This is a genomic window from Merdimmobilis hominis (genome assembly GCF_016901855.1).
In the GTDB taxonomy this organism is placed as follows: domain Bacteria; phylum Bacillota; class Clostridia; order Oscillospirales; family Ruminococcaceae; genus Paludihabitans.
Map to the genome: position 1 here is coordinate 39,820 of NZ_JACJKY010000007.1, position 17,375 is coordinate 57,194.

16 protein-coding genes and 1 other annotated feature are annotated in these 17,375 nt (G+C 46.8%); of the genes, 12 read left to right on the plus strand and 4 right to left on the minus strand.

Features of this window, described 5'->3' with window-relative positions; genetic code table 11:
* The first annotated feature begins 26 nt into the window (after window positions 1–26).
* From H6A12_RS05725 to H6A12_RS05735, 3 genes are all read left to right on the plus strand, one after another.
* Entirely contained in the window at window positions 27–935 is a 909-nt protein-coding gene (locus H6A12_RS05725) for an ROK family protein (RefSeq protein ID WP_204445753.1), read from the plus strand.
* 289 nt (window positions 936–1,224) lie between these two features.
* Window positions 1,225–2,958, plus strand: a complete 1,734-nt coding sequence (locus H6A12_RS05730; RefSeq protein ID WP_204445755.1) for a hypothetical protein — start codon at window positions 1,225–1,227, stop codon at window positions 2,956–2,958.
* Window positions 2,959–2,975: 17 nt separating this feature from the next.
* Complete coding sequence (locus H6A12_RS05735) at window positions 2,976–3,209, plus strand: hypothetical protein (RefSeq protein WP_204445757.1); 234 nt, start codon at window positions 2,976–2,978, stop codon at window positions 3,207–3,209.
* 91 nt (window positions 3,210–3,300) lie between these two features.
* Here the strand turns inward: H6A12_RS05735 and H6A12_RS05740 are convergent, their stop codons facing one another.
* From H6A12_RS05740 to lexA, 4 genes are all read right to left on the minus strand, one after another.
* Window positions 3,301–5,832: an AMP-binding protein gene (locus H6A12_RS05740; protein ID WP_204445759.1), complete on the minus strand. Its 2,532-nt coding sequence runs from the start codon at window positions 5,830–5,832 to the stop codon at window positions 3,301–3,303.
* Between the two features lie 86 nt (window positions 5,833–5,918).
* Window positions 5,919–6,171 (minus strand) — a binding site (T-box leader).
* A gap of 54 nt (window positions 6,172–6,225) precedes the next feature.
* Window positions 6,226–6,537 carry a YbjQ family protein gene (locus H6A12_RS05745; RefSeq protein WP_204445761.1) on the minus strand — a complete coding sequence of 104 codons (312 nt, stop codon included), beginning with the start codon at window positions 6,535–6,537 and terminating at the stop codon, window positions 6,226–6,228.
* Entirely contained in the window at window positions 6,518–6,745 is a 228-nt protein-coding gene (locus H6A12_RS05750) for a hypothetical protein (RefSeq protein ID WP_204445763.1), read from the minus strand. Before H6A12_RS05750 ends, H6A12_RS05745 begins: the two co-directional genes overlap by 20 nt.
* 76 nt (window positions 6,746–6,821) lie before the next feature.
* Window positions 6,822–7,400 (minus strand): transcriptional repressor LexA, encoded by a 579-nt coding sequence (gene lexA / locus H6A12_RS05755; RefSeq protein ID WP_204445766.1) that lies wholly within the window; start codon window positions 7,398–7,400, stop codon window positions 6,822–6,824.
* 378 nt (window positions 7,401–7,778) lie between these two features.
* Here lexA and H6A12_RS05760 point away from each other — a divergent pair, with 378 nt between their 5' ends.
* The 9 genes from H6A12_RS05760 to era all read left to right on the plus strand — a co-directional run bounded on the left by H6A12_RS05760 (window position 7,779) and on the right by era (window position 17,333).
* Window positions 7,779–9,680 (plus strand): alpha-L-arabinofuranosidase C-terminal domain-containing protein, encoded by a 1,902-nt coding sequence (locus H6A12_RS05760; protein ID WP_204445768.1) that lies wholly within the window; start codon window positions 7,779–7,781, stop codon window positions 9,678–9,680.
* Window positions 9,681–9,911: 231 nt separating this feature from the next.
* Window positions 9,912–10,658 carry a hypothetical protein gene (locus tag H6A12_RS05765; RefSeq protein WP_204445770.1) on the plus strand — a complete coding sequence of 249 codons (747 nt, stop codon included), beginning with the start codon at window positions 9,912–9,914 and terminating at the stop codon, window positions 10,656–10,658.
* Window positions 10,659–10,777: 119 nt separating this feature from the next.
* Entirely contained in the window at window positions 10,778–12,130 is a 1,353-nt protein-coding gene (locus H6A12_RS05770) for a PIG-L deacetylase family protein (RefSeq protein WP_204445773.1), read from the plus strand.
* The gene (locus H6A12_RS05775) at window positions 12,127–13,137 is read left to right on the plus strand and encodes a phosphodiester glycosidase family protein (protein WP_204445775.1); all 1,011 of its coding nucleotides are present in this window, start codon (window positions 12,127–12,129) and stop codon (window positions 13,135–13,137) included. Before H6A12_RS05770 ends, H6A12_RS05775 begins: the two co-directional genes overlap by 4 nt.
* A 13-nt stretch (window positions 13,138–13,150) precedes the next feature.
* Window positions 13,151–14,242 (plus strand): hypothetical protein, encoded by a 1,092-nt coding sequence (locus tag H6A12_RS05780; RefSeq protein WP_204445778.1) that lies wholly within the window; start codon window positions 13,151–13,153, stop codon window positions 14,240–14,242.
* A 222-nt stretch (window positions 14,243–14,464) separates the two neighbouring features.
* Window positions 14,465–15,427, plus strand: a complete 963-nt coding sequence (locus H6A12_RS05785) for a PhoH family protein (protein ID WP_204445782.1) — start codon at window positions 14,465–14,467, stop codon at window positions 15,425–15,427.
* Window positions 15,428–15,430: 3 nt separating this feature from the next.
* Window positions 15,431–15,925 (plus strand): rRNA maturation RNase YbeY, encoded by a 495-nt coding sequence (gene ybeY, locus H6A12_RS05790; protein ID WP_204445787.1) that lies wholly within the window; start codon window positions 15,431–15,433, stop codon window positions 15,923–15,925.
* 3 nt (window positions 15,926–15,928) lie between these two features.
* The gene (locus tag H6A12_RS05795) at window positions 15,929–16,435 is read left to right on the plus strand and encodes a diacylglycerol kinase family protein (RefSeq protein WP_204445792.1); all 507 of its coding nucleotides are present in this window, start codon (window positions 15,929–15,931) and stop codon (window positions 16,433–16,435) included.
* Window positions 16,422–17,333, plus strand: a complete 912-nt coding sequence (era, locus tag H6A12_RS05800; RefSeq protein WP_204445795.1) for a GTPase Era — start codon at window positions 16,422–16,424, stop codon at window positions 17,331–17,333. Before H6A12_RS05795 ends, era begins: the two co-directional genes overlap by 14 nt.
* Window positions 17,334–17,375 lie beyond the last annotated feature (42 nt).

The following is a 17,375-nucleotide window of genomic DNA, read 5'->3' on the forward strand; positions in this document are numbered from 1 at the left end:
AATCAAAAGGAGAAGGGGCGTTTTTTATGCGGATTTTAGCAATCGATATTGGCGGAACCGCGATTAAATCTGCCATTGCGAATGAAAAAGGAGAGATCACCGATCTGCGGGAGCATCCGACGAACGCAAAAGAAGGTGGTCCTGCCGTTATGAAAACGGCACTGGAAATTGCGCATGGATATGAAGATTTCGACTGTATCGGCATTTCTACAACCGGACAGGTTGACCCGAAGCGTGGGATCATTGTATACGCCAATGAGAATGTGCCGAATTATACAGGAACAAACGTGAAACAAATTTTTGAACAGGAGTTTCACAAGCTCACTTGCGTGGAAAATGACGTCAACTGTGCGGCAGTAGGTGAAACACATTATGGTGCGGGACGCGGACTTCGCGACCTGCTCTGTATTACGTATGGTACCGGTGTCGGCGGAGCGATTGTCATCAATCGGCAGATCTACGGCGGTGCACACGGCTTAGCAGGCGAGTTTGGACATTTAATCACACATCCAAACGGCCGTCAGTGCGGATGCGGACAGCATGGATGTTATGAGCAGTATGCGTCTACCACAGCACTTGTGCGCGAAGCCAGAAAAGTTGATCCGTCGCTGTATAACGGACGGCTGATCTTTGAAGAATGGCATAAGGGAAACACAGCAATCCGTATGATCGTTGATGACTGGATTGATGAGATTGTATTCGGTCTTGTCACCCTGGTGCATATTTTCAATCCGAACGGCATTATTTTGGGCGGCGGTATTCTGGCAGAGCCGTATATCGAAAACGAAATCAATAAACGAATTTACAAGCGCGTCATGCAGAGTTATTCGGATTTTCGCGTTGTCAAAGCGGAACTGAAAAATACTGCAGGATTGCTCGGCGCTTCTGTCATTGCGTTTAAAACAAAAATCGGAATGTACGAACGGGAATATTGAGAGATACACTGAACAAAAACACGGAATCTTTTATGGATTCCGTGTTTTTGTTATAGAAAAAATGAGCGCTTGACAGATCTTGTTTCGAGATGATTATCTGTATTCAAACATCTATTAAGCCGATATGTTTGATGTTTGCCTTGGTGACATCGGGGATGAATTGCGTTTCGATTTCTTTGGCTAAAAAAGAATACAATTAAAATGTGTTTACATATTGACACTGTAAAAATGATGTGCTAAGATATGCGCATCATAAAGCGTGGTGTTTTATACGCAGGAGTTTTTTTCCATGAAATTTAAAATCTTTTTGATCTATCACAGCCATATTGATATCGGATATACGGAACGGCAGGAGAAAATGGCAGTCTATCAGGCTGATTTTATCAACCAAGCCGTCAAAGCTTGTATCTCCGAAAAGCAGGAAAAACGGGATGAACGGTCGAAATTCAGATTTACCGCAGAAGGTTTTTGGGCAGTTGAGCAGTATTTGAAACGATACGGCGAGCAGGGAAAGAAAGAGCTGATTCAGGCAATCAACAGCGGATGTTTTGAGTTGACCGGCGGCTATTTCCATATGGCGGAACTTCTCAATTATAAAAATTCATCTCACTCATTGGACTATTCGCAGGTATTTGCAAAAGAAAATCATCTGAATCCGATTGATGTGGCGATGGCGTGCGACATCAACGGTTTTTCATGGGGATATGCTGATGCATTGTACGATCATGGCATCCGATATTTAGAAACCAATATCAATACCCATCATGGCAATGCGCCGTTTGGAAAACCGCTTGTTCCGTTTTGGTGGGAAACGCCGAAAGGCAATAAGCTTTTGGTGTGGAACGGCCTTACATATCATAAAGCAAATATTCTTGGCCTGATTCCGGGCTTTGCACCGGGCGGAAATCCGGGCATTCCTGGAATGCTGCCGGAAAATGCACCGTTTGTCGAGGTCAAAGATCCGGATTATGCGTATAAACGCATATCGCAGATGATTGAGGCGACGGTGGCAAATGGATATGAGTATGATTTCATGCCCATTATGGGTTCGGGACTGTATACGGATAACAGCCCGGTTGATGATGGACATTGCGAATTGATTGCGGCGTTTAACCAAAAATACGGTGACGAAATTGAAATCACAACTGCAACACTTGGTGAGTTCTTTGCACATCTTGAAGCGTGCGGTGCTGCATTTGCATCTTACCGCGGCGATTGGAATGACTGGTGGACGGACGGCGTTCTCTCCACACCGAATGAAACAAAATTATTCCGCAACGCACAGAGAACAGAGGATTTGATCGACAAATTAGATCCGGAACGCGCCATCATCACAGACAAAGAACATGAAGAAGTGCAAAATCTGTTGATTACCTATGCAGAGCACACCTGGGGACACTCGAATTCGCTGACCGATCCGTACAAACTGCTTGTCACTCAGCTGGATATGAGAAAAGCAAAACTTGCAATTGATGCAGACGTGCTGTCAAGCAAATTGCTCGATAAACTTTCAAGAACACTTGGCGAAGGAGAGTTCACATCAAAACGGCCATTTACGTATCACGTATTAAACCCGCATGGGTTTAAAAAGAGCGACGTCATCTATCTGCCGTATGATTTTTGGGAAGAGGGATACTTCGATCAAAAAGGCGTTCAGGTTGTAGATGCAGATGGAGTGGTGTATCCGTCGCAAAAAACACGCACATTGCGCGGAAGTATGATTGCCTGCCAGATCACACTGGAGCCGCATGAACGAAAAACGCTTTCTCTGCGGATTTCCTCGGACATTGAAGAGAAAAATGATTGGAAAAACGAACCGATCACCACAGACAGCGTACATCAAAATGCATACTACACACTTACATACGGAGCAGATGGAATTCATTCAATCGTGCACAACGATACTTGGATAAAGCAGGCGCTTACTTTAAACCGGGAGAGCAGCTGCCGTGCGGATGCTGTGATTATTATTCGGTTCACAGAGGATTTGTGCTGTCAGGCGATCAGCTGGGAATTGCGGTAAACTCATTGGATACCCCGATGATGGCTGTGAATGGGCTGAAGCTTTGGGATTATTCAAAAGTGGCAGATACAACGGGTCCTGTGTATTCGTGGCTGACAAACAATAAATGGGAAACCAATTTCCGCACGCAATGTGCCGGCTATTTGGAATCGCGTTATGTCATAGAGACTGGTTCTGATTTGCAGCGTGCCGAGAATGGCTTACAGACATTGGAATCCAATGAATATGATCTGTTGGTTCTTAGAAGTTAAGAAAATGAGAGGTTAACAAAACACGTCCGATTGCAAACGCAATCGGACGTGTTTTGTTTCAGAAGTTTTTTATAAATTTAAGAGTCAGAGATTATGCGGTTTCAATCCGGCTGGCTTCCTGCAGTTTGAGCGTCTGCACAGCCTGTTCACGCATCTTGTATTTCAAGATTTTTCCGGCAGCATTCATCGGGAATGCGTCCACGAACGAAACATATCGCGGAACTTTGTGTTTCGCCATATGAGAGAGTACATATTCCTTGAGCTCTTCTTCTGTCATCTCTTCACCCGGCTTTAAGATGACGCATGCCATGATTTCCTCGCCGTACTGTTTATCCGGCACACCGATGACCTGTACATCGGACACTTTCGGATGGGTGTAGATGAAATCTTCGATCTCTTTCGGATAGATATTTTCACCGCCGCGAATAATCATATCTTTGATGCGTCCGGTGATTTTGTAGTTTCCGTTTTCGTCACGGCGTGCGAGGTCGCCTGTGTGCAGCCAGCCGTCTTTGTCGATTGCAGCGGCAGTTGCTTCCGGCATTTTGTAGTAGCCTTTCATGATGTTATAGCCGCGTGCGACAAATTCGCCGTCGACATTGTCCGGCAGATCTTCGTTTGTTTCCGGATCGACGATTTTGCACTCAACGCCGAACATCGCAGAGCCGACCGTATTGACGCGTACGTCGATCGAATCGGTTGTTTTGCTCATTGTACAGCCCGGAGAAGCTTCCGTCTGACCATAGGTGATGCAGATTTCGGACATGTGCATTTTTTCAATGACATCCTGCATGACTTTAATCGGGCAGGGACTTCCTGCCATGATGCCGGTGCGCATGTAGCTGAAATCGGTCGTTTCAAAGTCAGGATGTCCGAGCATTGCGATGAACATCGTCGGTACGCCATGGAATGCGGTGATTTTCTCCTGATTGATGCATGCGAGACCTTTGCGCGGTGAAAATGCCGGAATCGGGCTCATTGTGACGCCGTGTGTCATTGACGCAGTCATTGCCAGTACCATGCCGAAGCAGTGGAACATCGGCACCTGAATCATCATGCGGTCAGCCGTTGAGAGATCCATGCAGTCGCCGATGGCTTTACCGTTGTTGACGACATTACAGTGTGTGAGCATGACGCCTTTCGGGAAACCGGTTGTACCGGAAGTGTACTGCATGTTGCAGACATCGTGTTTGTTGATGGCAGCTGCGCGGCGATACACCTCTTCCACCGGAACACAGTCAGCAAGTGCCAAGCTTTCTTCCCATGTGTAGCAGCCTTTCTGCTGCGATTCACAGGTGATGATGTTGCGCAAAAACGGCAGCCGTTTTAAGTGCAGCGGACGTCCTTTTTGTGCAGTTTCCAGTTCCGGACACAATTCTTTGATGATGCCGACATAGTCGGAGTCCTTGTATCCGTCCACCATGACGAGTGTATGGGTATCCGACTGACGGAGCAGGTATTCGACCTCGTGAATTTTATATGCGGTATTCACGGTAACGAGTACAGCACCGATTTTTGTGGTTGCCCAGAATGTGATATACCACTGCGGAACGTTGGTTGCCCAAATTGCCACATGATCGCCCGGGCGAACGCCCATTGCAATGAGCGAACGTGCAAAGGTATCCACATCATCGCGGAATTCCGAATACGTGCGGGTGTAATCGAGTGTTGTATAGCGGAACGCATATTGATCCGGGAATTCTTCGACCATGCGGTCAAGCACTTGCGGGAAGGTGAGATCGATCAAATGCTCTTTCGGCCAGACATATTTGCCGGTTTTTGCGTGATTATCGTACAGGCGGCGGATTTCGTGCGGGCCGTCCATGTACTGTTCCATATAGTTTGCAAAGTGCGGGAATACGATGCCCGGATCGCTTAAATCGGGTGCATATTTTTTGAGCCATTCGAGCGATACATAGCCCTCATAGTTGATGGAACGAAGTGCCTGCATGATTTCGCTCATCGGCAAGTCACCCTCACCCATGATTTTGTAAACGGTTTTGCCGTTTTCAATCACGGAATCTTTTGCATGAGTATATTTAATGTATGCACCGAGATTCTGTACGGTTTCGCTCGGTGATTCGCCTGCATAGCGATAGGGGTGATGCAGGTCCCACAATGCGCCGATGTTATCGCTTTCGATCTGATTGAGCAGCTCGCGCAGACGTGCTGTGTTTGCATAGACGCCGTTTGTTTCAACAAGCAGTGTGACGTTTTTCTCCTCTGCATAGGGGATGAGTTCCTGTAAAGCCGAGAGTACGACGCTGTCATCAACCTCGTCGACCGGTGCTGCTGTCAGATCGCCGAGTACGCGAATAAACGGGGTGCCGAGTTTTCCGGCGAGATCAATATAGGTGCGCAGTTCAGCGATTGTTTCCTCGCGTTTTTCGGCAAATCGCAGTGCACATCCTGCTGACAGACAGCAGATTTCGAGTCGTTTCTTTTTGAGCTGTTCGATTGTTTTTAAAAGCTGATCTTCTTCAAATAATTTTGCGCGAATCGAAAATGTTTCATCTGCAAGGCCGCGCATTTCAATGCCGGAAAAACCGAAGTCTTTGGCCATGGCATAGATATCTGTCCACGAAAAATCGGGACATCCGAGTGTTGAGAATGCAAGTTTCATTTTTTGTGTTCCTCCCTTTTCATTTGCATGAAAAAATCTTTCTGCCGGAGAAAACAAAAAGAAAAAGCTTTCATCTCCGGCTTTATGCAAGAGACGAAAGCTTTGGTTACAATACTTCCGCGGTACCACTCTTTTTGGCGAAACACACGCCCACTCACGGCATCCCGTTTTGGAATACCATCCCTTGATAACGGCGGGAACCCCGTCCTGACTTAATCCGAAAAAAACGTTTCAGCCGGCTGCTCCAGGGGGAGAAGTCAATTCCGTCCGCACCGCGTTCCACCACCCCGCGGCTCTCTGTGGCATATTGAATCAACGAAGCCCTTTCATTGCATTTGTGTTTTCGAATATTGTATCATATTTTTTTACTGTTGTAAAGTGTGGAATTCAATTTTATTTGAATTTGACAGCCGTGCCGTATGCCATCACTTCGGCAGCGCCTGCCATGACAGCGGACGATGCATAGCGAATATTCACCACTGCATCAGCGCCGAGCGCTTCTGCTTCCTCCGCCATGCGTTTGGTTGCCAGTGCGCGTGCGTCATTCATCATTTCCGTGTATGCCTTGAGTTCGCCGCCCACGAGTGTCTTGAAGCTCTGGGTGATATCACGGCCGATGTTTTTGGATTGGATCGTACTGCCTTTGACAAGGCCGATCATTTCGAGTTCTTTTCCTGTGATGTAATCAGTATTGACTAAGATCATCTTCCTCGCCGCTCCTTATTTCTTTGATGCGTTCCACGAATACAAAAATGCTCACACCGGCTAAAAACAGCCACAAAATCCCGCCGGTAACCGAAAGCAAAAAGGGAAGTCCCGGCACGGTGATAAATATCACGCCGAAAACAATCAGATACGCAAGCGAAATGACTGTAATGAGAATGGGTGCAATCATTTTTTTGAGATGTTTCATGAAAAATCCCTCATTTCATGATGCATAAGATACTGCTTTTATTGTATCGCGTTTCATGAAAAAAGCAAGCATAAAATCAGTCGTAGCGGCGGTACAGTGCAACAAGTGTGCCCAGAACAACCACTTCGTCCACAATAAACGGTTCCATTGCGCTGTTTTCCGGCTGGAGACGGAAATGACCATCTTCTTTATAAAACCGCTTGAGCGTTGCTTCGCCGTCCATCATTGCCGCGACAATCTGTCCGTTCTCCGCAACGGGTGTCTGCCGTAAAATGACGATGTCACCGTCTAAAATCCCTGCTTCTATCATACTGTCGCCGTGAACGTTTAATGCAAACAAATCGGAACTGTCACCGTGAAAATCGGCAAGCGGAATGTAGCCTTCGATTTCTTCGATTGCAGTGATCGGCTGTCCGGCGGTGATGGTGCCGATCACCGGTACCTGGCATGTCGGCGCAGAGGGGAGCGTGATGTATCGATGTTTGTCATTTGTGCGGCAAATGAGTCCCATTTCTTCAAGCTCATTTAAATACCGGTGAACCGTCGAAGTCGATTTGATCTGAAGCCGCGTGCAGATGTCACGAACACTCAGTGTGCCGGCTGATCCGGCCTCGCTTTTGATCAGTGCATAAATTTTTTGGCAAATCTCTTTCATGGGTTTTCACTCCCGTACAGTTTTTTTGGTTTCCTTTATGATTTTATTATACAAGAAAGAACATGTGTTTGTCAATCATTCATTTATGAACAGCCGATCATAATTTATCGCTTAAATCTTCATGATCTTTTCATATGAGAGTAACACCCTTTTGATCATCCCGTGCTATACTAAGACCATACTTTTAAGGCAAGCTAAAAGTATAAATTTTCACCCCTCCTCAATAATACCTATTGAACAATAATGCACAGCGACCGCCCCAGTTGCTGTGCATTGTTGTTTTTATCAAAACATAAAAAGAGAATTGACTTTTTTGATTGTTTTGCTATGATAAAAGTGAATAAAAATGTATAAAAAAGAGAGGAGCGGGCGTTTTCAATGAATCGTGCGCAGATGGATATTTTCGAAAATCAGCAAATATGTGAGCTGTCACCTGATTTTTACGGTGTATTTTATGAGGAGATCAATCATGCCGGCGACGGCGGGCTGTATGCGGAGCTTGTCAGAAACCGAAACTTTATGGATGCACGTTTACCGGAGCATACTGCATGGTATCAAGGACGCGCCGTAACAGAAAACGGACATGTGGAACCCTGGCCGATGGATGATCCCTTGCCGGGATGGCGGCTTCATGTGACGGGACATGCCAAAGGTGAAATGCAGGGGACAACGCAGTCGCCGCGTAACGAGCGTGTGCCGAATCAGCTAAAACTCACAGCAAGCCAAACCGATTGCGGCGAAGTCACCGTGTATAATACAGGATACTGGGGAATGACCGTGCATCCGGGAACGTATCGGCTCACTGTGATTGCACGCGGAACGATTTCGTCTGTTCGTGCATTCGTGGAAACGCCTTATGGTGAAACAGCGGCTGAAGCACAGGTGAGCGGAATCGGTGAATCGTTTTCAAAAATTGAAACAACACTCACGGTTTCCCGCCGCGCAAGCGGATGCAGACTTGGATTAACGGCTGGCTGCGACGGTGTTTTGATGCTTGACTTCGTATCCTTGTTTCCGAAAGATACATTCTGGGCAAGAGAAAACGGTATGAAACCGCATATCGCACAGATGATCGCCGATTTGTCGCCGTCCTTTTTCCGGTTTCCCGGCGGATGCATCGTCGAGGGCATCAATTTGAGCAATGCGTTTTCGTTTGCCGATACATTGGGTCCTGTGGAGGATCGTCCCGGGAAATATAATCTGTGGGGATACCGGCGTACCGACGGTATCGGGTATCATGAATATCTGACGTTTTGTGAAGATATCGGCGCAAAGGCGATGTATGTTGTAAACTGCGGCATGTCGTGTCAGGCACGTCAGGCGGAGTATGGCACAAAAGAGCAGGTGGAATCCTTTTTGCAGGAAGCGATTCACGCGATTGAATATGCCATCGGTGATCCGAATACAAGCGTGTGGGCAGCACGGCGCGCAGAGGCCGGACATCCAGAACCGTTTCCGCTTGCATATGTTGAAATCGGAAACGAAAACTGGGGAGACGAATACCTTGCACGGTACGGGCTCTTTATTGATACGCTCAAACAGCGGTTCCCCTCGCTTGTTTACATCATCAATGACTATGGTGCACAGCGCAGTGATGTGCATCCGGAATATGATTTGATTGATGAGCATTTTTATGTGACGCCGGAGCGCTTTTTGGTGATGACAGACCGATATGACCGGTATCCGCGAAACGGAAAAGGCGTGTATGTCGGAGAATATGCAGCCAATCAGGAAGCAGGACGGGGCAATATGGCGGCGGCATGCGCAGAAGCGGCATTTTTGATTCACATGGAAGAAAACGGCGATGTGGTGAAAATGGCATCGTATGCGCCGTTATTGTGTCATGTCAACGACCGGAAATGGCCGGTGAATCTCATTTGTTTTGCGGATGACCATGTGTTCGGTATTCCGTCTTATCATGTGCAGAAGCTGTTTTCAAACAACCGGCCGCAGACGATGCTTAAAACATCGTTTTCCGTGGATTCATTTACCGGTGAAGCACAGATCCGGGCGAATGCAGGAGTGGCGAAAGATGGTACACTTATTATAAAGATCGCTAATTTCTCAAGAGAGGAAACCGAAATCTGCGTCAATGTACCGGATGGATATGCACCGGCTGGGTTATATGCGGTGTTTGCAGAGATGCCGGAAACGGAAAACAGTGTGGAAGAGCCGCAGCGTGTCAGTGTTTGCACATGTTCTGCGTCTGCGTCGTTTTTGATGAAGCCTTACGGCGTATATGTATTGACATGTGTCAGGGGAACTGCTGAAAAGATGTAAAAAAGCGATGGTTTTTGTGCATATTGCGAAAGAAACCTGCTAAAATGCTTGAAAAGGAACGAAATATCGGGTATAATAGGCTTAACATGGCCATCTCCGAATATGCGGAATGGCTGTTTTGGTATCAGGGGATCACAAATGCAGTTGCTGTATTTGTTTGATGACGGGGCAACTTGATGCGCAGAGTAACAAAATCTTTTGATAACTGATGAACAGAGAGGATGCACAATCATGGCGGATTTGAAAAAATACAACAAAGAACGTCAGGAAATGATCGAGGCGCGCCGTCAGAAAGCGGAAGGAAAAATCGGTGAAGCACAGACCGTTGCTTATGTTGGGCCGCAGACGCCAAAAGAAAAAATAGAGAATTTTTGGTATCATTATAAATGGTTTGTGGTTGTTGGCGCAGCGCTTGCGGTTTTGATTATAATTGTTGCGATTCAGATGCTGAATCGTCCTGCGTTTGATGTCTCGGTGGTTGTGGCTTCGGAAACATCTTTGGAAGGATTGGAGCCATTGTTCGAGCCGGGATTTGAAAGCATTGTAGATGACTATGACCAAAACGGCGAAAAACAAGTAGAAGTCAGCATTTTTAAACTCGGTGCTGCGGAAGGGCAAAACGTTTCGCCGGAGGTTGGGCAAATGAACTATGCAAAACTGACCGGACGCGTGACAAACCGGAAAGATTTTATTTTCCTTTTGGATGAAGTCGGACATGACTTTTTGACCAATCTCGGTATTGAATTTGAGGATATTTCTGTGTTTACGGGAAGTAGTGAACCGCAGGGTGACCGGTATATGCTCGATGGAACAACAGCCGCAGAGCTGATTCATTTTTCAGATACCGGCGAAGAATTGTTTTTGTGTTTTGCTGACTTTGATGCGTATTCAGAGAAATTAAAGTCTGATCCGGAATATCAAACGATTTATGAAAACCAGCGGGAATTTTTTGAAAAACTGATTGCACCGGCTTCCTGATTGATAAAAAACGCCTGTGTGTCGATAAAAAGTCGGGGAAGAAACGCTCCGGCTTTTGGCATTTTAAAACGCGCAGCGAAAAGAAGCAGTGTCCTTTGTGCAGTCAAGCAGGTGATGAAATGAAATATCGGATTTTTTGCATATTGCTTATTGGATTGCTTTGTTTATCCGCTGTGCCGCAGTCTGTGTTTGCGGCATCGGAAACAGCAGAAGAACTGACAGATACACTGACACTTTCGCACAGCCGGCTGAGTGCGCTCTCGAAGCTTACGGATGCGTCCTATACTTCGAAGATCCAGATGCAGACTGGCGATACACTTACACTGTCATCTGATACGCCGATTGGTGCGCTGTATTTGATTTTTGATCGTCCGCCTGCACCTTATACCGTACAAAGCGGAGAAACGATCATTCACTGCGGTGAAAACGGATTTTTGCATGAAACCATCTATATTCCAAATCCGCAGACAGAGCTTACGATTTATCTGTCGGAATCTATTCTGTGTGACGTATATGCATTTTCAAAAGGCGCGCTTCCTGATTTTGTACAGGACTGGAACAAACCGTATGACGACTGTGACCTTCTTTTGCTGCCGACACATGCGGATGATGAGCACATTTTCTTCGGCGGAATCATGCCATACTATGCAGGACAGCAGGGCAAAAAGGTGCAGGTTGCATATCTGACAAATCACTGGGGCGAACCATATCGCCCGCATGAACTGCTCAACGGACTGTGGACCGTCGGGATTCGCGCATATCCTGTGATCTCGGAATTTAACGATTTGTATTCGATGTCGCTCGATCATGCGAAAACATTGTATGATACAGAACAAATGCTTGCCTATCAGGTAGAACTTCTGCGGCGGTTTAAGCCGGAAGTCGTCATCGGGCATGATATAAACGGCGAGTATGGACACGGCGTGCATCAGCTCAATACATATTTGTTGATGCAGGCGGTGGAGCAAAGCGGAGATCCAAACGCATTTGCCGATTCTGCACAGAAGTACGGAACATTCGATGTGCCAAAAACGTATTTGCATTTGTACGAAAAAAATGCATTCGTGATGGATGTAGACGAGCCGCTTTCTGCATTCGGCGGCAAAACGGCTTACGAGATGGCGGTCGAAGGATTTGCACAGCACCGTTCGCAGCAAAAGTGGTTTTCCGTTGAAAAAAGCGGGAAATATGATTGCCGGAAATTCGGACTGTATCGGACTACAGTCGGATTGGATACGGGAAGCGGCGATTTGTTTGAGAATATCGAGGAATCAACCGATACAAAACAGACAATGGAACGCGTCGGTGATTTGACGATTACAAAGAATTCTGCCGAACAGCAGGATGCAAACCAGGCGCAAACACAGCGCAGTCCGGTATTTTTGTGGATAGGCATTGGTGCAGGCGCTGTCGTTGTCTGTGCGATTGTGCTGTTTGTTTTACAAAGAATGAAAAGGAGAACACATAGATGAAGATTCGGTCGTCGACAAAAAAAGGAAGCGTTAAACGCGTCATTGGGCGTACTGCGATTATTCTCGGTATCTTTTTGGCATCGATTTTGGTGCTCATCTATACAGCGATGCTCGTGATTTGTTACGGTCCGTCGCCGCGTGCGCGTGATCTGTTTGTGAATACGTGTATGGAAACCAGCTTTTTAAAATATTTTCCGCCGCTTGTGATGTCATCTGCGCAGATTGAAGAAATTCGCGAGGCGAACGGAATTGTTGATAACGGTGAAGTAACGGTCGGCCAGCAGGATTATACCAATGTGGATAACCAGGATAAGAGTCAGCCGGATATTGAAATTGTGGATGTGGTCGGCGCAACCTATAAAGGAAAAATGATGATTGTCAAAGATCCTTCCCGCGTTGTGGTGGGAACTTCGTCGGACACATTCAGCGCAGACAAGGGCGGCAAAAAACTCGATCAAATGATTGCAGATGAAGGTGCAGTCGGCGGTGTAAATGCCGGTGGATTTGTCGATGACGGCGGTGTTGGAAACGGCGGTATGCCAATAGGCCTTGTGATTAAAAACGGAAAACTGTTAAACGGTGGATTGAACACACCGTTTACTGTGGTTGGATTTGACCAAAAGAATATGCTCCATGTCGGAACGATGACCGGTCAGCAGGCGATGGACAAAGGACTGCGTGATGCAGTCAGTTTTGGACCGGCGCTTGTTGTCAACGGAAATCCGATGGAATCAAGCGGAACAGGCGGCGGACTCAATCCGCGTACAGCAATCGGTCAGCGTGAAGACGGTTCTGTGCTGATCTTGGTCATCGACGGCCGTCAGCCGCACAGCCTTGGTGCGACACATAAAGATTTAGTGGATGTTATGATCGATTTTGAAGCGGTGAATGCCTGCAACTTGGATGGCGGCTCTTCTTCTATGATGTATTATGAAGGCGAACTGAAAACTGTTTGCTCTTCTTTGTACGGACCGCGCCGGATTCCGACGGCAATTTTGGTGAAATAAGAGGAGGCATGACATGAGCCAGACATCTAAAATGCAGCAGGAACAAACAACAGCGAAAAAAGAGAAAAAACCGCACTCTACGTTCTTTAAAGCGGCGTGGACGTTTGTGGGCGTCATGGTTGTTTTGATTATCACGGTATTGCTGGTGCTTTGGAATTTTCTCGGCAATTATGAGCGTTCCGACCCGCGTTATTACTTGGATCAGGTGGTAGCGCTTTTAGAGGATCAGCAATATGAAGAAGCAGCCAAACGATCGGGTTTTGAAGAAACGACATTTTTTACATTTGAGCGGTTTGAATCGTATGTCAAAGAAGTGCTTGGTGATGCGACAGATCTGAAAGTACTGGAAATGAAATCGACACAGGAAAATGAACGTCATTACCGTGTGGTCGGTAAAAACGGAGAAATCAAATTTATTTTGACTGAAGAACCGAATACACTTGGATTTGGCTTTTCGAGCTATTCTGTAAAAATCGATTTGGGAAGCGGCGGAACATGGAAAATTATTGCACCGCAAGAGGTTGTGATTGCGGTGGATGACGTTATGCTGGATGAGTCATACCGGATTGATGAGAAGATGATTCCTACACCGTTCGAAACACTTAAAGACGATTCTATCGCACCGAAACTTGCGGTGTATGAAGTGTCAGGACTGTATACAACACCGGTCGTTACTGCGGAAAATGCAGAGATTGTCTATGATGAAAAAGAAAACACTGTGCGGATTACCGATTCGCTCAAAACACCGGAAGCATCGCGTGAAGAAATGATTGTAAACGCCGCAAAAACGTATGCGGCATTCATTTCCGGTGATGCGCAGATGAAAGATGTTTCGGCGCTTTTGTATCCGGAAACGGCGTTTTACGATTCGATCAAGACGTACTCCAGTTATTGGTATATCGATCATGACAGCGCTGAAGCGGAAAATGTGAAACTTTTTAACTATACGGAATATGCAGAAGATGTATTTTCGGCAGAAGTCACGTTTGATTATCGCGTCAAGCGCGCACAGGGCAACATCAATCAGGTGTATCCGACACATTATCGTTTGTCGTTTATGAATATTGATGGTGAGATAAAACTTGTCAATATTGAAGTGCTTTGATATTTTTCTTCTGAAAAAGAGGTGCAGAATTTATGCACCTCTTTTTTGATGCAAAAAAACACGACAGATTTTGGGTATTTCGCTTATTGCAAAAAGGAAACGGTAAAAATACTGTGTGTTTTGTACAGAATTTTAGTTGCAAGAAATAAAACAGTATGATATAATAATTTACAACAGAATCTCTGTGCTTTTTTGAGTATGGTCTTTGAAAGGGATGGCATCATGGCAGAAAAACTACTCTCAGTGGAATCACCTGCAATTCTTTCGGCGGTATTTGGCGCGTACGATGAACACGTGCATCAGCTTGAGCAGGCGTTTCATGTGCAGATTATCAGCCGTGATACACAGCTCAAAATCACGGGCGAACCGGATTCGATCAATCAGGCATGCCGCGCACTTGATGCGCTGTTTGAGATGGCGCGCGGCGGCGAGGCGATCACCGATCAGGCGGTGCGGTATCTCGTGTCATTGACCGATGAATCTCAGGTGGAGCGTGCGAAGCATCTCTCCGACAGCTGTATTTGTGTGACGGCAAACGGCAAACCGATTCGTCCAAAAACACTCGGTCAGAAAAAGTATATCGAAAGCATTCAGAACAATACAATCGTTTTGGGTGTTGGCCCTGCGGGTACCGGTAAAACATATCTGGCGGTCGCAATGGCAGTGCGCGCATTTCGTGCACAGGAGGTCAGCCGTATCATTCTCACCCGTCCGGCAGTTGAGGCAGGCGAAAAGCTTGGCTTTTTGCCCGGTGATTTGCAGATGAAGGTTGATCCGTATCTGCGTCCACTGTACGACGCGCTGTTTGATATGTTCGGTGCGGAGGCTTTTGCAAGACAGCAGGAGCGCGGTGTGATTGAGGTGGCGCCGCTTGCATATATGCGCGGCCGTACACTGGATGATTCGTTTATTATTCTTGATGAAGCACAGAATACAACGCGGGAACAGATGAAAATGTTTTTGACGCGTCTTGGAGCAAACTCCAAAGCAGTGATCACAGGCGATGTGACACAGATCGACCTTCCTGATGCGCGGAAATCTGGCTTGATTGACGCCATGAAGGTGCTTGCACATGTCGACGATATCGACACAGTGCTCTTTAATGACAAGGATGTCGTCCGGAATCGGATTGTACAGGAAATTATCAAAGCGTATGCAAAATTTGAGAAAAAAGGAGAACGATGAACCATGGATAAGCTCAAGGTACTGATTAGCAACAGACAAAAGGAAGTGAAAATCCCCTCCGGAATCCGCTTGCTGATCCGCCGCTGCTGCCACGCAGTGCTGGTATCGGAAGGCTTTGAGGGCAGCGCAGAGGTCAGCGTTTCGTTCATTTCGAATCATGAAATCAAACAGCTCAACGAACAGTATCGTCATAAAGATGCTGTGACCGATGTACTGTCATTTCCGCTCGGCGAAAACGGCGAGTGGGATAAAAACGAGGAAACCGGTGCATACATGCTTGGCGATATCGTGATTTCAGCGCAGAAAGCCTTTGAACAGGCGAATATGTATGGCCATACCATTCAGCGTGAAATTGGCTTCTTGACCGTGCATTCAATGTTCCACCTGTTGGGTTACGACCATGAGGACGGCGGTTTGGCTGCACGTCAGATGCGTGAAAAAGAAGAAAACGTGCTGCAGCTGCTTGGCCTTTCAAGAACGGGAAGCTATATTGTATAATCAATGAACTCATTTATTAGATTTTTGCGCGGCTTTTCATATGCTGCGCACGGAATCGGTTCGTGTATCAAACGGGAACGAAATATGCGGGTACATCTTTGCGCGGTTGCACTGGTGCTTTATTTCTGCCTGTTTTTTAGGCCAAGCCGAATAGAATTTGCGATTTTAATGTTGTGTTTTGGTTTGGTGATCGGTGCAGAAGCGGCGAATACGGCGGTCGAATCGCTGGCAGACCGGCTTCATCCGGATATTCATCCTGCCATTCGTTTGGCAAAAGACGCAGCGGCAGGTGCTGTGTTGATTGCGGCGATTGCAAGTGTACTGGTTGGACTATGTTTATTTGTGTGGACTGATCGGTTTTTGCCCGCGCTTCATTCGATGATGACGATACCGGCCGGATGGATTGGGCTTTTATGCTTGATGCTGTTATCGGTGGTCGTCGTGTTTGTCATTCCGATTCCGCAAAACGAAATGAAACAAGAGAACAGAGGAACAAATGGAACAGAATAATCAGTCAAAATCAGCGTTTGTCGCGATTGTCGGCAAACCGAATGTCGGAAAATCATCGCTTTTGAATCTTTTGCTGGGCGAGAAAATTGCGATTGTCACAAGCAAGCCGCAGACGACCCGTACACGGATTATGGGTGTGCTGACAAAAGGTGCAGTGCAGTTTGTGTTTTTGGATACGCCCGGTTTTCATAAGGCGAAAACAAAGCTTTCTACTACCATGCGCCGCGTCGTGACCACTTCGATCAAGGACGTGGACATTGTCATGCTTGTGGTCGAACCGCGCGGCGCGCTGACCGAATCGGAGCTATCACTTATTGAAAATATCAAAGCCGCAAAAATTCCGGCGATTCTGGTGATTAACAAGACCGATTTGTATGCGGATAAGTCGGTGGTTGCCGAGCGGATTGCGGAGCTTACGGCGCTGTATCCGTTTGACGCAGTCGTTCCGCTGAGCGTTGCGGAGAAAAAGGGAACCGACGCGCTGCTTTCTGAGCTTACGAATTACGCAGAGGAAGGCGAGCACTATTTTCCGGACGATACGCTCACCGATCAGCCGGAGCGCGTGATTGCGGCGGAGATTATCCGTGAAAAGCTGCTCCTTTTTATGCAGCAGGAAATTCCGCACGGCACCGCTGTGATTATCGAGAAAATGCGTGAACGCGAAGATCGTCCGATTCTCGATATTGAAGCGACGATTTATTGCGAAAAGGCAAGCCATAAAGGAATGATTATCGGTAAGGGCGGCCAGTCGTTAAAGCGGATCGCTTCCGCGGCAAGAGCCGATCTCGAATCATTCCTTGATACGAAGGTCAATCTTCAGTGCTGGGTGAAGGTGCGGGAGGATTGGCGCAATCAGGAAAGTATGATCCGCAATTTCGGGCTGTCGGATGATTCGTAACAATCATTTCCATGAATGAATGCTCCTCCGGTGCAAAAAGTA

Coding starts and splice junctions, on each gene's coding strand:
- H6A12_RS05745 (WP_204445761.1), bottom strand. CDS start 6,537: ATGATCTTAGTCAATACTGATTACATCACAGGAAAAGAACTCGAAATG.
- H6A12_RS05760 (WP_204445768.1), top strand. CDS start 7,779: ATGAATCGTGCGCAGATGGATATTTTCGAAAATCAGCAAATATGTGAG.
- H6A12_RS05740 (WP_204445759.1), bottom strand. CDS start 5,832: ATGAAACTTGCATTCTCAACACTCGGATGTCCCGATTTTTCGTGGACA.
- H6A12_RS05735 (WP_204445757.1), top strand. CDS start 2,976: ATGATGGCTGTGAATGGGCTGAAGCTTTGGGATTATTCAAAAGTGGCA.
- H6A12_RS05725 (WP_204445753.1), top strand. CDS start 27: ATGCGGATTTTAGCAATCGATATTGGCGGAACCGCGATTAAATCTGCC.
- ybeY (WP_204445787.1), top strand. CDS start 15,431: ATGGATAAGCTCAAGGTACTGATTAGCAACAGACAAAAGGAAGTGAAA.
- H6A12_RS05775 (WP_204445775.1), top strand. CDS start 12,127: ATGAAGATTCGGTCGTCGACAAAAAAAGGAAGCGTTAAACGCGTCATT.
- H6A12_RS05785 (WP_204445782.1), top strand. CDS start 14,465: ATGGCAGAAAAACTACTCTCAGTGGAATCACCTGCAATTCTTTCGGCG.
- H6A12_RS05750 (WP_204445763.1), bottom strand. CDS start 6,745: ATGAAACATCTCAAAAAAATGATTGCACCCATTCTCATTACAGTCATT.
- era (WP_204445795.1), top strand. CDS start 16,422: ATGGAACAGAATAATCAGTCAAAATCAGCGTTTGTCGCGATTGTCGGC.
- lexA (WP_204445766.1), bottom strand. CDS start 7,400: ATGAAAGAGATTTGCCAAAAAATTTATGCACTGATCAAAAGCGAGGCC.
- H6A12_RS05795 (WP_204445792.1), top strand. CDS start 15,929: ATGAACTCATTTATTAGATTTTTGCGCGGCTTTTCATATGCTGCGCAC.
- H6A12_RS05780 (WP_204445778.1), top strand. CDS start 13,151: ATGAGCCAGACATCTAAAATGCAGCAGGAACAAACAACAGCGAAAAAA.
- H6A12_RS05730 (WP_204445755.1), top strand. CDS start 1,225: ATGAAATTTAAAATCTTTTTGATCTATCACAGCCATATTGATATCGGA.
- H6A12_RS05770 (WP_204445773.1), top strand. CDS start 10,778: ATGAAATATCGGATTTTTTGCATATTGCTTATTGGATTGCTTTGTTTA.
- H6A12_RS05765 (WP_204445770.1), top strand. CDS start 9,912: ATGGCGGATTTGAAAAAATACAACAAAGAACGTCAGGAAATGATCGAG.